This is a genomic window from Streptomyces siamensis, from assembly GCF_039543605.1.
Classification (GTDB): Bacteria; Actinomycetota; Actinomycetes; order Streptomycetales; family Streptomycetaceae; genus Streptomyces; species Streptomyces siamensis.
Genome location: NZ_BAABKB010000004.1, coordinates 124,024 through 137,937 on the forward strand (window position 1 = coordinate 124,024; position 13,914 = coordinate 137,937).

Sequence of the window (13,914 nt, forward strand, 5' to 3'; positions counted from 1 at the left end):
GGTCCTGTCGTGTGCGCAACGGCGCTCCCTCGGTCCGCGCCGCTCCCTTTCCATCCTGCTGCGTCCCGGGGAAATCCGCGCGAGCACGACAGGGGCCGGTGAGCGGCGAGGCCGGGCCGACTGGCATTCCGCGGGACGGTCGGGTACACCCGTGGCGTGCTGTTTCGCCAACTCGAGTATCTGGTGGCCCTGTCCCGGGAGCGCCACTTCGCCCGTGCCGCCCAGACCTGCCACGTCTCCCAGCCCGCCCTGTCCGAGGCGATCCGGAAACTGGAGGACGAACTCGATGTGCCACTGGTCAGACGGGGCCGCAAGTACGAGGGGCTCACGCAGGAGGGCGAGCGCATCGTGGTGTGGGCGCAGCGGATCCTGGCCGACCGCGACGCGCTCAAGGACGAGGTCGGTGCCCTGCGCACCGGACTGAGCGGCCGGATGCGGATCGGCTCGGTGCCCACCGCCTCCGGTGCCGTGTCCCTGCTGACGGGGCCGTTCTGCGCGACGCACCCGCTGGTCACGGTGGAGGTCATGGCGGATCTGAAGTCGGAGGACATACTCCGGCAGGTGCAGCGCTTCGAGATCGACGCCGGCATCACCTATCTGCGCGACGACCTCCCGGAGGGCTTCCGGACGGTCCCGCTGTACGAGGAGCGGTATGTGCTGCTGACGACGGCGGGCAACGGCCTCGGACACCGGCCGACGGCCACGTGGGCGGATGCCGCGCAGTTGCCCCTGTGTCTGCTGACCGGGACCATGCAGGGCCGCAGGACGGTGGACGGCCTGTTCGCGGAGGCAGGTCTCCAGCCGTCCCCGCGCGTCGAGACCGATTCGGTCGGCACACTGTTCGCCCATGTCAGGACCGGCCACTGGGCGAGTGTCGTACCGCACGCGTGGCTGCACGTCTTCGGCGTGCCGCCCGGCATGCGGACCGTGCCGCTGGTGGAGCCCTCACGCACGGTGCCGGTCGGGCTCGTGACCTCCGCCCGGGAGCCCGGTTCGGTCATGGCGCGCGCCCTGACCGACCTCGCCCGGCGGACGGACGTCGCCGCCGCTCTGGAACGCGTGCCCGGCGTGCGGTGAGGGTGCCTCAGGACCGGACCGCGGGCAGCGGCTGCAGACGCTCGGCACCCGCGTAGACGTTCATCGAGTCCCCGCGCAGGAACCCGACGAGGGTCAGCCCGCTCTCCACCGCCAGGTCCACGGCCAGCGAGGACGGCGCGGAGACGGCCGCCAGCACCGGGATGCCGGCCGTCACCGCCTTCTGCACGAGCTCGAAGGAGGCCCGGCCGCTCACCATCAGCACCGTCTCGCGCAACGGCAGCAGCCCTGATCGCAGGGCGTGTCCGACGACCTTGTCCACGGCGTTGTGCCGGCCCACGTCCTCGCGCGTGCACAGCGGTTCCCCGTCGGCGGTGAAGAGTCCGGCCGCGTGCAGGCCCCCGGTGCTGTCGAACACCTTCTGGGCCGAGCGCAACCGGTCGGGGAGCGCCGTGAGCCGCTCGGGGGCGATGCGCAGCGGGTCCTCGGCCACGGACCAGGCCGCCGACGTGCGCACCGCGTCCAGGCTGGCCTTGCCGCACAGCCCGCACGAGGAGGTGGTGTAGAAGTTCCGTTCCAGGGACGTGTCCGGAGCGGGCACGCCCGGGGCCAGGGCGACATCGACGACGTTGTACGTGTTTGCGCCGTCCGCCGTGGCGCCCGCGCAGTAGCGGATACCGGCCACGTGGTCGGCCGCGTGCACCACTCCCTCGCTCACCAGGAATCCCGCCGCGAGGTCGAAGTCGTCGCCCGGGGTGCGCATCGTGACGGTCAGCGGGCGCCCGCCGACACGGATCTCCATCGGTTCCTCGACGGCCAGTGTGTCCGGGCGGTACGACTCGGCCCCGTCCCGCAGCCGCAGCACGCGCCGTCGCGCGGTGACTCGTCCCATGGTCCTTCTCCTCTCGTCGATCGGCCTCGGCCGGCTCCCCGGTCCGGCTAGTCGGCCGAGCCGGTGCGCTCCAGGCGCACCAGGACGCTCTTGGACGTCGGGGTGTTGCTGATGTCGGCGACGCTGTCCAGCGGCACCAGGACGTTGGTCTCGGGGTAGTAGGAGGCCGCGGAGCCGGGCGTGGTGGGGTAGGCGACCACCCGGAAGTCCTCCGCGCGGCGCACGATCCCGTCGTGCCAGGTGCTCACGAGGTCCACCCGGTCCCGGTCGGCGAGGCCGAGCGCGTCCAGGTCGGACGGGTGGACCAGAACCACCCGGCGGGCGTTGTGGATGCCCCGGTAGCGGTCGTTCATCGCGTAGGGGACGGTGTTCCACTGGTCGTGGGAGCGCAGCGTCTGCAACAGCAGGTGCCCCTCGGGCACATGCGGCATCGTGAAGTCGTTGCAGGTGAAGACGGCCTTGCCGCTCGGGGTGGGGAACACGCCCTCGTTCACGGGATTGGGCAGCTTGAAGCCGCCGGGCTTCGCCACCCGGGCGTTGAAGTCCTCGAAGCCGGGCACGACTCGGGCGATCCGGTCGCGGATGGTGTCGTAGTCGGACTCGAAGTCCTCCCACGGCACGGACGGCGCAGCGCCCAGGGTCCGGCGGGCCAGCCGGCTGATGATGGCGACCTCGCTGAGCAGGTGCGGGGACGCGGGCGCGAGACGTCCGCGGGAGGCGTGCACCTCGCTCATGGAGTCCTCGACCGTGATGAACTGCTCGCCCGCGGCCTGGACGTCCCGGTCGCTGCGGCCGAGCGTGGGCAGGATCAGGGCCGTGTCACCGCAGACCGTGTGGGAGCGGTTGAGCTTGGTGGAGATGTGCGCCGTGAGCCGGCACCGCCGCATCGCCTCCTCGGTGACGCGGCTGTCGGGGGTGGCCCGTACGAAGTTGCCGGCCACGCCGACGAAGACCTTGGCGTCGCCGTCGCGCATGGCCCGGATGCCGTTCACCGAGTCCAGTCCGTGCCGGGTGGGCGGAGTGAAGCCGAACTCGCCGCCCAGCGCGTCGAGGAACGTCTGGGGCATCCGCTCCCATACGCCCATGGTGCGGTCGCCCTGGACGTTGCTGTGCCCGCGGACGGGGCACACACCGGCGCCGGGCCGGCCGATGTTGCCGCGCAACAGCAGGAAGTTGACGACCTCTCGGATCGTGGGGACGCCGTGCTTGTGCTGGGTCAGGCCCATCGCCCAGCACACGATGACGCTCTTGCTCTGCAGGACCATGGCGTGGACGCGTTCGATCTCCTCACGGGTGAGCCCCGTCGCCTCCAATGCGTCGTCCCAGGAGGCCTTCCGGGCGTGCTCGGCGAACTCGGTGAAGCCGGTGGTGGAGGCGTCGACGAAGTCGTGGTCGAGCACGGAGCCCGGCGCGTCGTCCTCGGCCTCCAGCAGCAGCCGGTTGAGCGCCTGGAAGAGCGCGAGATCGCCGCCGGGGCGGATCTGGAGGAACTCGTCGGCGATCTGCGTACCGCGGCCGATCACCCCACGTGCCCTCTGCGGGTGCTTGAAGCGCATCAGTCCGGCCTCGGGCAGCGGGTTCACCGCCACGACGCGCCCGCCGTTGCGCTTGGTCTCCTCCAGCGCCGAGAGCATCCGCGGGTGGTTGGTGCCTGGGTTCTGGCCCACCACGAAGATCAGGTCGCAGTGATGGATGTCGTCGAGGGAGACGCTGCCCTTGCCGATGCCCAAGGTCTCGTTCAGCGCGCATCCGCTGGACTCGTGGCACAGGTTGGAGCAGTCGGGCAGGTTGTTGGTGCCGTAGGCGCGGGCGAAGAGCTGGAGGAGGAAGGCCGCCTCGTTGTTGAGCCGGCCCGAGGTGTAGAACAGGGCCTCGTCGGGCGAGTCCAGGCGGCGCAGTTCCCCGGCGAGGAGGTCCAGTGCCTCGTCCCAGCCGATGGGCTCGTAGTAGTGCGCGCCCGGGCGCTTGACCATGGGCTCGGTCAGCCGGCCCTGCTGGTTGAGCCAGTAGTCGGACTTGGTGTCCAGTTCGTCGATCGAGTACTGGCGGAAGAAGTCGGCGGTGACCCGTCGCGAGGTCGCCTCGTCGTTGATGTGCTTGGCGCCGTTCTCGCAGTACTCGTTCCGGTGCCGCTTGCCCGGCGCGGGCTCGGGCCAGGCGCAGCCCGGGCAGTCGAAGCCCTTGACCTGGTTGATGTTCAGCAGCGTCAGGGCGGTGCGCCGTACGGACGTCTGCCCCAGGGAGTACTCCAGTGCGTGCGTCACCGCGGGCAGGCCTGTCGCCCACTGCTTGGGCGGGGTGACCGACAGGTCGTCGTCCGGGTCCTCGATGCCGCTCATCGTCTGCCTCTTCTCTGCCGCTGCCGACACGTTCCGCGGGGGTGGCCGCGGGCCCGCCGAGGAGCCGGGAAATGGCTCGTCCCATGCGGCGGATGCAGCCTCCGGCAATTCCTGGGAATCTGTCAAAGAGGTGACACCGATGAGTGAATAGGGTGCGCCTATCTTCGACCCCTCACCCTTTGCGTAAAGCGCCCCACCTGCACAAACATTGAAATAATCGTCACCTATCAAGCAATCGGAAATCCTTGTTTGACTTGTTCGGAAAATACGCAGACGATGACCGGGAAGCAATGAGGTGATGTTTCGGCATTCACCGGACGGTCACGGAAGTATCCGTACGCGACGTCGGGGGAGCAACGGCCTTCGACCGCCGACGACCAGAGGAAGAAGGCAGGTCCGTGCCCCGACCGCATCCGTGCCGTACGCCGGTATCGCTGCCGGACGGTCGCTCCCCCGAACCGTCACAGACAAGGTGAACCGCATGCACGAAGGGATCACGGCATCGGCCGGCCGCGCGCACGCCCCGGCGGGCCGGGCGCACGAAGGGTGCGGGGACCACATCCCCTCGGCACACGCGCCCACCGCCCGGGGCGCGAAGTCGCCCGCGAGCACGGCACCGGGACACGTCGCGGGGCCCGCCACGAGCTGGGCGCAGGCCCGTTCCACCGCGCGCCGCAGTGCCGGGGGGCCGCTGCCCGCCGTCACCCGGATGCCCGACGACGCCCTCGGCCACGCCCTCGCCGCGCCGCTCCACGCGCTCTGCGACCTGCCCCCGTTCGACACCTCGGCGATGGACGGCTGGGCCGTGGCCGGGCCGGGCCCCTGGCAGCCGTTCGGCGACCTGGTACTCGCCGGCGAGGAGCCGGCACCGATGGCGACGGGTACGGCCGTGCCCATCGCCACAGGCGCCCGACTGCCTTCCGGGGCCACCGCCGTACTGCGCCGGGAGCACGCGGAGACCTGTGGCGGCGTGGTGCGCCGGCGCGCCTCCGCGCCCGGTGCCCTGCCCGCGGGCCGCGACATCCGGCCGCGTGGTCAGGAGTGCCGTTCCGGCGAGCCGCTGCTCCCGGCCGGCACCACCGTCACCCCGGCCGTCCTCGGACTGGCCGCCGCGGCCGGTTGCGACCGGCTGTCGGTGCACCGCCGTCCCCGCGTCGAGCTCCTGCTCCTCGGCGACGAGCTGCTTTCGCACGGAGTGCCGAGGGGTGGCCGGGTCCGCGACGCGCTCGGCCCCCTGTTCACGCCCTGGCTGAGCTCCTGCGGCGCCGAGCCGATCGGGGTCCGCATGATCGGTGACGACCCCGGGCTGCTCCGCGAGGCCGTCGACCGCTCCCCCGCCGACGTCGTCGTCACCACCGGCAGCACCGCCGCCGGTCCGGTGGACTTCCTGCACGACGTGCTGCACCGGATCGGTGCCGCACTGCCGGTCGACTCCGTCGCCGTCCGGCCCGGCCATCCGATGCTCCTCGCCGAACTGCCGGACAGCACGGACGGCCGCAGCCGCCGGCTCGTCGGACTGCCGGGCAACCCACTGGCGGCGACCGCCGGGTGGGTGACCCTGGCGCTCCCCCTGCTGAGGCGCCTCGGCGGGCACACCGACCCGGAGCCGCATCTGCTGCCCGCCACGGCCGACCTGCCGGGCCATCAGCACGACACACGCCTGCTGCCGGTGCTGCGCACGGGGTACGAGGTGGCGCCGCTCCCGTTCGACGGACCCGCGATGCTGCGCGGACTGGCTCTCGCCGACGCTCTGGCCGTCGTCCCGCCGGGCGGCGTCGAGGCCGGCACCACCGTGGAGATTCTCGGGCTCCCGGGCCGGTGACCGCCTGCCTTTGAGGGCCGGGGACGCGAGGACGAACGGACAAGCGCACACGCATGAGAGCGGACGGGATCGGATCAGCCGCTGACGAGTCCCACGACGAGATTGATGGCGGTGGCGAGGATGCCGGTGCCGAAGACGTAGGACAGCAGACAGTGCCGCAGCACGATCGAACGGATCGTCGAACTGGAGACGTTGGTGTCGGACACCTGGTACGTCATGCCGAGGTTGTAGCTGAAGTAGAAGAAGTCCCGGTACGCCGGAGGGCGCTTCGAGTTGAAGTCGATCCCGTCGCCGGTCTCGTAGTACACGTAGGCGTAGCGGGTCGCGTACATCAGGTGCAGCGCGGCCCAGGCCATGAAGACCCCGCACAGCGCGAGGGCGGCCGCCGCATGGCCGGTGTCGGACTGCCCCCGCAGGAGCAGCAGCACGATGGCGGCCAGTCCGCACAGCGCGACGGCGACGACCACGAGTTCCTCGGTGAGGGGCTGGAAGTCCTCGCGTCGGGCGTTGCCGTGGGTGGCCGTGGCGTCCATCGGCCAGAGCACGAGCCATCCCGCGAGAACGAAGAACAGTTGCGTCGCAGCGATGCCGGCCAGGGCGCCGAGCGCCGGGTCGGTCGGCAGTGCGACGGCCAGGCCGACCACGGCTCCGAGGACCACCGCGCCGGCGAGTCGGGGCACCGCGTCCAGGGGCAACCAGGTCCTCATGCACCACCACGGTAATCGGGTTGCCGCCGGTCAGCCCGACGGAGCGGGACACCCGGCGACGGGGACGCCGAAGCGGGGCGGCCGTGGGAAGGCGACGGGCAGGAGCGGGCCGGAGCCGGCGTGCGGGGCCGAGCACGACCCGGCTCCGTGATCACCCACCGACAAGACCCATCGCTCGCCGGACAAGACCAGGGGTATACACCAGACATGCCAATTTTGCGCCGATTGGTCCCTGCCGGGTCCCGGCAGGGCCGGCGGCCCGCGCTCGCCGGAGCACGGCACGCGCTCTCGCCGCGCGGTGCGCTGAAGCTGCACGAGGTGGACGGAGCGTTTCTGTTCGCCCTGCGGGCGGCTCTGGCCATGGGGCTGGTGGCCGTGCCGATGGCGCTGGCCGGCCGTTCCGACCTGGCGGTCTACGCCATGCTCGGCTCCCTCACCACGACGTTCGGCCGGAATCTGCCCTATGCGCGCCGCGCCCGCGTCCTGGCGGTCGCGGCCGTGGCCATGACGGCGCTGGTGGGCTGTGGCGCGGTCCTCGCCGTGTGGGCGCGAGGGGCACCGGGTGGAGCCGGCGTCGCCGTGGTGGTCGTGGCCACGGCCCTGGTCGCGGGCGTCTCGAAGTTCGTCTGCGACGCGGCACGGCTGAGCGGGCTGGGTGCCGTACTGCTGCTGTTCTCGTTCGCGGTGGCGGCCAACAACACGACGACGCAGGCCGACGTGCTCCCGTACACCGCTCTCGCGGCGGCGGGAGCGGCGCTGGCCTGGCTGCTGGGCGTGCTGGGCCGATTCGTGCATCCTGACCGGCCGCAGCGCGTGGCCGTGGCCACCGCGCTGCGCAAACTCGCCGATCTGCTGGAGGCCTCGGACGCCGGGGACGCGCCGCGGCAGACCCGGCACCGGGCGACCGTCGCCGTCCTCCACGCCTACCAGTGCCTCGGAGTCGCGCCCCCCGCCGGCGTACCGCGGGCCGCAGCCGGGCGCGACACCGTTTTCCTGCGGCTGACCGATCTGTCCTGGACGCTGCTGATCGACTCGGCCCGTCGTCGCACCGCCGACCCGGCCGCCACTTCGGAACTGCTGCGCGGTCAGGCGCGCATGCTGACCGACCGGCGGCTCCGGGATCCCTTCGTGCTGGAGGAACTGGCCTCCCGCACCGGTGTGTCCGCGGCCGTCCCCGGCCTGGCCGAGGACGCGGAGCGCGCGGGCGCCGCGGGCCCGGCGCGGGAGGGCCCGGCCGCGCGGCGGGCCACCGAGCTGCTCATGGGGGCGCGCGGCGGCATCGAGCACTACGCCGTTCTGGCCGTGCCCGCCCTGCGGATGGCGCTCGGGACCGGTGTGGCCGGCGGGGTCGCCGCCCTGCTCGGTCTCGAGCGGGGCTACTGGGCGGCGATCTCCGCGGCAGCGGTGCTGCATTCGGTCAACCTCCGCACCACGGCACAGCGGGCCGCCCAGCGGATCCTGGGCACGGTCGTCGGGCTGCTGCTGGCGTTCGGGGCTCTCGCGGCGCACCTGGAACCCGTGGCGCTCACGCTGCTGATCGTGCTCCTGGAGTTCCTGCTGGAGTACGTCGTGGCCCGCAACTACGCCTTGGGCGTCGTGTTCCTCACGCCGCTGGCCCTGCTGATGAGCGACCTCGCGGCCCCCGCTCCGCCGGGGGAACTGGTCCTCGACCGGGTGCTGGGCAGCGTGGTGGGGATCGTCGTGGCACTGCTGTGCGCGCTGCTCGTGGTCCACGACCGGGCCGCGGTCCGGGTGGAGCGCGCGCTGGAGGGATGTGTGGAAGCCGCCGATCGGGCCGAACACGCGCTGGCGGGCCGCTCCGGACCGCCGCCCGCGTTCGTCCAGGTCCGGCTGGCGATGGCGGTCGTGGAACTGCGCGAGGCCGACGACGCGGCGGCCGGCGAGCTGTGGCCGGCCGGGATCGACCCGGCCGAGCTCGCCGCCACCGAGCAACGTGCCTACTCGCTGCTCGCCCGCTTGCACCGCCGGCAGCACTGAGGCGCCGGTGTGCCGCGCCGCCCGGACGGCGGCTGCCCGCCGTCCGCGCCGCGACGGGCTAGCGTGATGCGATGCGCCATGAAGTGACCGACGCCGACACGGCGGCGACGGTGGGCAGCGGGGACGTGCCCGTACTGTCCACGCCACGGCTGGTCGCCTGGATGGAAGCGGCGACGATACGGGCCGCCGCGCCGTTCACCGCGCCGGGTCAGACGACTGTCGGAACGGCGCTCCGCATCGAGCATCTGCGCGCGACACGGGTCGGAGGGTGCGTGGACGTCTTCGCCGATCCTCCCGCCGCCACCGGCCGCCGCCTCACGTTCCGGGTCCGTGCGGTCGACGGTTCGGGGACGCTGGTCGCGTCGGGCGAGATCGACCGGGCGGTCGTCGACCGGGAGCGGTTCCTCGCCGCGGCGCCGGATCCGGGCCGGTCCCGCGGGTCGACGTGACGCCACGACGTGACGAGGCGTCAGTGCCTCAGTCGAGCAGGATCTCCGGTGCGTACATGTCCAGCCACACGGCGAGGTCGAGGGTCCGCTCCAGACCACGCCGCGCCGCCTGGTGGCTGACGGGTGTGTCACGGTGCGCCGCCTGCTTCACCCGTTCCTGGTCGACGAGGTCGAAGACGGGGTGGGACGGCCGGGTCAGCAGTTCGCGGGCCTGTTCCTGGAGTGCGGCCGCGTAGGCGGGGTCCTGGGTGGACGGGTAGGGGCTCTTGACGCGGTCGTAGACCGACGTGGGGATGACGTCCGCGGTCGCCTCCCTCAGCAGGCTCTTCTCCCGGCCGTCGAAGGACTTGAGCGCCCAGGGCGTGTTGTAGACGTACTCCACGAGCCGGTGGTCGCAGAACGGCACCCGCACCTCCAGGCCGACGGCCATGCTCGTGCGGTCCTTGCGGTCGAGGAGGATCCGCACGAAACGCGTCAGGTGGAGATGGCAGATGCGCCGCATCCGGTACTCGAAGTCGCTCTCGCCCTCCAGGCGCCGGATGCCGGACACGGCGGAGCGGTATCCGTCGGCGACATAGGAATCGATGTCCAGGGCCTTGGTCAGGTCGGGCCGCAGGACGTCGGTGTCGTCCCCGAAGTGCCGGCCGAAGCTCACCAGCCAGGGGAAGGCGTCGGCGCGCCGCGCCTCCTCGTCGAAGAACTGGAGGTAGCCGCCGAACACCTCGTCGGCGGACTCGCCGGACAGAGCGACCGTGGAGTGCGCGCGGATGGCCCGGAACAGCAGGTAGAGGGAGGCGTCCATGTCGCCGAAGCCGATGGGCAGGTCGCGCGCTCCGATCACCTTGGCGCGGACCGCGGGATCGGCGAGGGCCTGCGTGTCGAGCACGATGTCCTGGTGATCGGTGCCCGCGGCACGGGCCACGTCGTGGACGTACGGCGTGTCCGGGGTGCCGCGCAGTTCGTCGGCGACGAAGTTCTCGGCCTGGCCCACGAAGTCGACGGCGAAGCTGCGGACGCGTTCGCCGCCGGCACGCAGCTGCTGTGCGGCGATGGCCGTCATCGCGGAGGAGTCGAGACCTCCGGAGAGCAGGGTGCAGCGCGGCACGTCGGCGACAAGCTGACGGCGCACGATGTCGTCGAGCAGCGAGCGGACCGTGGCGATGGTGGTGTCCCGGTCGTCGGTGTGCTCGCGGGTCTCCAGCCGCCAGTAGGCGCGGCTGCGCAGGCCGGCGCGGTCCACGGTGACGACGGTGCCCGGCTCGACCTCGCGCATGCCGTCCCAGACCGCGTGCCCGGGCGTCTTGATCATGGTGAACAGCTCGCGCAGACCGTCCAGCGTCACCCGGGCGTCGGCCAGGGGGTTGGCGAGGATCGCTTTCGGTTCGGAGCCGAACAGGACGCCGTCCGACGTCGGGTAGTAGTAGAAGGGCTTGATGCCCATGCGGTCGCGGATCATCACGAGCTTGTCGTGGCGGCCGTCCCAGACGGCGAAGGCGTACATGCCGTTGAGCCGCTCGGGCAGGTCCTCGCCCCAGGCGAGGTAGCCACGCAGGACGACCTCGGTGTCGGAATCGGTGGTGAAACGGTGCCCCTGCGCCTCCAGCTCGCGGCGCAGTTCCGTGAAGTTGTAGGTCTCGCCCGAGTAGACCAGCGCGACCGTGCCCTCAGGAGTGGTCGCGGTCATCGGCTGGCGGCCGCCGGGCAGGTCGATGATCGCGAGCCGGCGGTGCCCGAGCGCCGCCGGCCCCTCGGCCCAGACACCGCGGTCGTCCGGGCCGCGGCAGGCCATCGTTTCCGTCATTGCATCCAATTCCGCGGTCCGGTTCCGCAGATCACGGTCGAAGGACACCCAGCCGGTGATACCGCACATGCGCGTCGTCCCTTCTCACGGTGACGGCGGAAGAGGCCACGACCTGCGGATTCCTCGGGCCCGTGGCATCACGCCGCCAAACCAGTTGCATCAGGCACCTACATTCCAGCCTGTTCCCGGGACCGTGCGCAGTCAACGCGGCCGTAACCTGAACGACCGAGCCACCTCGCACTTTCAGCCGCCCTTTGCACGCGCGAGAACCAACGGGCCGTGCGGCGCCCGGTGATCGCGGCGGATATCGGCCACCGGCAAAAACTTCCCCAACCTTCCGCTTCCGCCCGCGGACGCCACCGGGACCAGGGCGGCGACTCGCCTCGCACACCGTCGCGGACGGCGCCTGCCGCGCGGCCCCGGACAGACCTCGGACGCCGTGCCCGACAGTCGCCTCAAGAGCCGTCGCGGACGGCCGCGAACAGCCGGGCGCAGCGTGCGCTCATGTCCCGCGCCGACAGTTCGGGGTGGGAGACCCACCAGCCGACCAGCGCGCCGACCGTGCCCGTCCACACGTGCTTGAGGGCGTCCGCGTCGAGGGGGTCGTCGTTGCCTTTGCCACGCAGCAGCGCGGCGGTGCCGGAGGCGGCCAGCGCGTCGATGGCCTCCCGATGGCGCTGCGCCGCGCGCCACGGCTCGGAGCCGTGCGGCAGGGTCCGGTCGTACAGCACGAACCAGGCCTGGCGCCGCTCCTCGATGGTCCGGAAGACCGCGGTGAGCACCGCGTGGGGCAACTGCTCCTCGGGCGGGTCCGACGCCATGGCCCCGTCGATCGCCGCGAGCAGGCGCGGGCCGAGGTGGTCGACGCAGGCGGTGTGGAGCCCGTCCTTGGAGCCGAAGTACGTGTAGAGCATCGGCTTGGTGACACCGACGCGCCGGGCGATCTCGGCCATCGACGCCGCGGCGTACCCGCGCCTGCCGAACTCCTCCAGAGCCGCGTCGAGGATCTGCTCCTCCCGGCGAGCGCGCGGGACACCCTTGGTCCCGGTGCCGCGCGGGCGGTCCGGCTCCGCCCTGGAACCGCCTCCGGCCGGATCCCGTGCGTCCGAGGCCCTTGTCGTCGTCATGCGCAGACTATACGTTGCGGTAACTTACCAAGAGGTAAATTACCGAGAGGTCAATTCACGTGCCCGACAGCTCCGACCGCAGTACGTCCTCCCCGGCCCAGCGCTCCTGGTGGGGCTGGGGGAACGCCGACAAGGCCCTGCCCGACGCCGAGTGCACGGCACTCGCGGCGCTGGTTCCCGGCGCGGCGGACACTCCGCTGCCGGTGCCCGCGATCTCCGCCCTCGCCCTGCCGAAGGTGCGCGTCGAGCCGCCCCCGGCACTCGCCCCCTTGATGTCGGCCGCACCCCTGGACCGGGCCTCGCACACCTACGGCAAGGCGTTCCGCGACGTGATGCGCGCCCTGCACGGCGACCTCGCGGCGGCCCCGGACCAGGTCGCCCGTCCCCGTACGGAACAGGAGGTGATCGACGTCCTCGACTGGGCGGCGGGCGCCGATGCGGCCGTCGTGCCGTACGGCGCGGGCAGTTCCGTCGTCGGCGGTGTCGAGTACCGGGCCGGTCTGCATGGCGCAGTGGTGTCCCTCGACCTCTCCAGCCTGGATCGAGTGCTGGAGATCGACCGCGTCAGCAGGTCCGCCCGGATCCAGGCCGGCGCCCTCGGCCCGGCCCTGGAGGCACAGCTGCGACCGCACGGGCTGACCCTGCGCCACTTCCCGCAGAGCTTCGAGTTCTCCACGCTGGGCGGCTGGCTCGCCACCCGGGCCGGCGGCCACTACGCCACGTTGTACACCCACATCGACGACCTCGTGGAGTCGCTCCGCGTGGTGACGCCCGTCGGGGTCAACGAGTCGCTGCGACTGCCCGGTTCGGGCGCGGGCCCCTCCCCCGACCGTCTGTTCCTCGGCTCCGAGGGGACCCTCGGAGTGATCACCGAGGCCTGGATGCGGCTCCAGGACCGGCCGCGCCACAAGGCTTCGGCCACCGTGCTGTTCGACGACGTCCATGCCGCGATGGACGCCGTGCGCGCCGTCGCGCAGTCGGGCCTGCACCCGGCCAACTGCCGGCTCCTCGACCCCGGAGAGGCCGCCCTGGCGGGAGTCGCGCACAACGGGGAGAGCGTGCTCGTCCTCGGCGTGGAATCGGCCCATGCCCCCGTCGACGGCCGCCTCGCCGAGCTCGTCACCCTCGCCCGCGATCACGGCGGCAGTGCGGCGGCCACGGAGCCCGGGACCGGTGACGCCGCGGCGGACACCTGGCGCTCGGCCTTCCTCACCATGCCGTACCTGCGCGATGCGCTAGCCCGAATGAGCGTGATCTCCGAGACCTTCGAGACGTCCTGCACCTGGGACCGCACGCGAGAGCTGTACGAGGCGGTACGCGAGCGGCTGGCCGACGTCGTCAAGGAGGTGACGGGCACCGCGGGCACCGTCAACTGCCGGTTCACCCATGTGTATCCGGACGGCGCCGCGCCGTACTTCACGGTCATCGCACCCGGGCGTCGCGGGGACGAGGTCGCCATGTGGGACGAGATCAAAGCCGCGTCGATGCAGATCCTCCACGACCACGGGGCGACCGTCACCCACCACCACGCGGTCGGACGCGACCACCGCCCGGGATACGACCGCCAGCGCCCGGAGCCGTTCGCCCTGGCCCTGCGTGCCGCGAAGGAGGCACTCGACCCGGCCGGGATCCTGAACCCGGGTGTGCTGCTCGACCCGGCCACCACGGGATGACACCCGCAGCCGGGGTCCGGGCCACTCGCGAGCGGTGCACGGGCCCGGCCGCGCGCCGGGTTCCCACCGGG

At 72.1% G+C, this 13,914-nt stretch carries 10 protein-coding genes; 5 read left to right on the forward strand and 5 right to left on the reverse strand.

From position 1 onward, the window contains the following. Positions 1-156 precede the first annotated feature (156 nt). Positions 157-1,077, forward strand: a complete 921-nt coding sequence (locus ABEB03_RS10600) for a LysR family transcriptional regulator (protein WP_345645170.1) — start codon at positions 157-159, stop codon at positions 1,075-1,077. A 7-nt stretch (positions 1,078-1,084) separates the two neighbouring features. Here ABEB03_RS10600 and fdhD read toward each other — a convergent pair whose 3' ends face one another. Both fdhD and ABEB03_RS10610 read right to left on the reverse strand, forming a co-directional pair. Next, on the reverse strand, positions 1,085-1,927 hold the full coding sequence (gene fdhD, locus ABEB03_RS10605; protein WP_345645173.1) for a formate dehydrogenase accessory sulfurtransferase FdhD: 843 nt from the start codon (positions 1,925-1,927) through the stop codon (positions 1,085-1,087). Between the two features lie 47 nt (positions 1,928-1,974). Beyond that, positions 1,975-4,266 carry an FdhF/YdeP family oxidoreductase gene (locus ABEB03_RS10610; protein WP_345645176.1) on the reverse strand — a complete coding sequence of 764 codons (2,292 nt, stop codon included), beginning with the start codon at positions 4,264-4,266 and terminating at the stop codon, positions 1,975-1,977. Between the two features lie 481 nt (positions 4,267-4,747). Here ABEB03_RS10610 and ABEB03_RS10615 point away from each other — a divergent pair, with 481 nt between their 5' ends. Beyond that, positions 4,748-6,088, forward strand: a complete 1,341-nt coding sequence (locus ABEB03_RS10615; protein ID WP_345645179.1) for a molybdopterin molybdotransferase MoeA — start codon at positions 4,748-4,750, stop codon at positions 6,086-6,088. Between the two features lie 74 nt (positions 6,089-6,162). Here the strand turns inward: ABEB03_RS10615 and ABEB03_RS10620 are convergent, their stop codons facing one another. After that, positions 6,163-6,795: a DUF1345 domain-containing protein gene (locus ABEB03_RS10620; protein ID WP_345645183.1), complete on the reverse strand. Its 633-nt coding sequence runs from the start codon at positions 6,793-6,795 to the stop codon at positions 6,163-6,165. 207 nt (positions 6,796-7,002) lie between these two features. Here ABEB03_RS10620 and ABEB03_RS10625 point away from each other — a divergent pair, with 207 nt between their 5' ends. Next, a complete protein-coding gene (locus tag ABEB03_RS10625) occupies positions 7,003-8,793 on the forward strand; it encodes an FUSC family protein (protein ID WP_345645187.1) in 1,791 nt (596 codons plus the stop codon). Between the two features lie 71 nt (positions 8,794-8,864). Further along, a complete protein-coding gene (locus tag ABEB03_RS10630; protein ID WP_345645190.1) occupies positions 8,865-9,242 on the forward strand; it encodes a thioesterase family protein in 378 nt (125 codons plus the stop codon). A 28-nt stretch (positions 9,243-9,270) separates the two neighbouring features. On the opposite strand, the gene asnB is transcribed toward ABEB03_RS10630, so the two are convergent. Both asnB and ABEB03_RS10640 read right to left on the reverse strand, forming a co-directional pair. Beyond that, positions 9,271-11,112 (reverse strand): asparagine synthase (glutamine-hydrolyzing), encoded by a 1,842-nt coding sequence (asnB, locus tag ABEB03_RS10635; RefSeq protein ID WP_345645193.1) that lies wholly within the window; start codon positions 11,110-11,112, stop codon positions 9,271-9,273. A 386-nt stretch (positions 11,113-11,498) separates the two neighbouring features. Continuing rightward, positions 11,499-12,170, reverse strand: coding sequence for a TetR/AcrR family transcriptional regulator (locus ABEB03_RS10640; RefSeq protein ID WP_345645196.1), 672 nt, complete (start codon positions 12,168-12,170; stop codon positions 11,499-11,501). A 59-nt stretch (positions 12,171-12,229) separates the two neighbouring features. On the opposite strand from ABEB03_RS10640, the gene ABEB03_RS10645 reads away from it, so the two are divergent. Further along, complete coding sequence (locus ABEB03_RS10645; protein ID WP_345645199.1) at positions 12,230-13,843, forward strand: FAD-binding oxidoreductase; 1,614 nt, start codon at positions 12,230-12,232, stop codon at positions 13,841-13,843. The last annotated feature ends 71 nt before the right edge of the window (positions 13,844-13,914 follow it).

Bases quoted from the DNA above. Each gene is read 5' to 3' on its own strand.
- asnB (WP_345645193.1), bottom strand. From the start codon at position 11,112: ATGTGCGGTATCACCGGCTGGGTGTCCTTCGACCGTGATCTGCGGAAC.
- ABEB03_RS10620 (WP_345645183.1), bottom strand. From the start codon at position 6,795: ATGAGGACCTGGTTGCCCCTGGACGCGGTGCCCCGACTCGCCGGCGCG.
- ABEB03_RS10615 (WP_345645179.1), top strand. From the start codon at position 4,748: ATGCACGAAGGGATCACGGCATCGGCCGGCCGCGCGCACGCCCCGGCG.
- ABEB03_RS10630 (WP_345645190.1), top strand. From the start codon at position 8,865: ATGCGCCATGAAGTGACCGACGCCGACACGGCGGCGACGGTGGGCAGC.
- ABEB03_RS10640 (WP_345645196.1), bottom strand. From the start codon at position 12,170: ATGACGACGACAAGGGCCTCGGACGCACGGGATCCGGCCGGAGGCGGT.
- ABEB03_RS10625 (WP_345645187.1), top strand. From the start codon at position 7,003: ATGCCAATTTTGCGCCGATTGGTCCCTGCCGGGTCCCGGCAGGGCCGG.
- fdhD (WP_345645173.1), bottom strand. From the start codon at position 1,927: ATGGGACGAGTCACCGCGCGACGGCGCGTGCTGCGGCTGCGGGACGGG.
- ABEB03_RS10610 (WP_345645176.1), bottom strand. From the start codon at position 4,266: ATGAGCGGCATCGAGGACCCGGACGACGACCTGTCGGTCACCCCGCCC.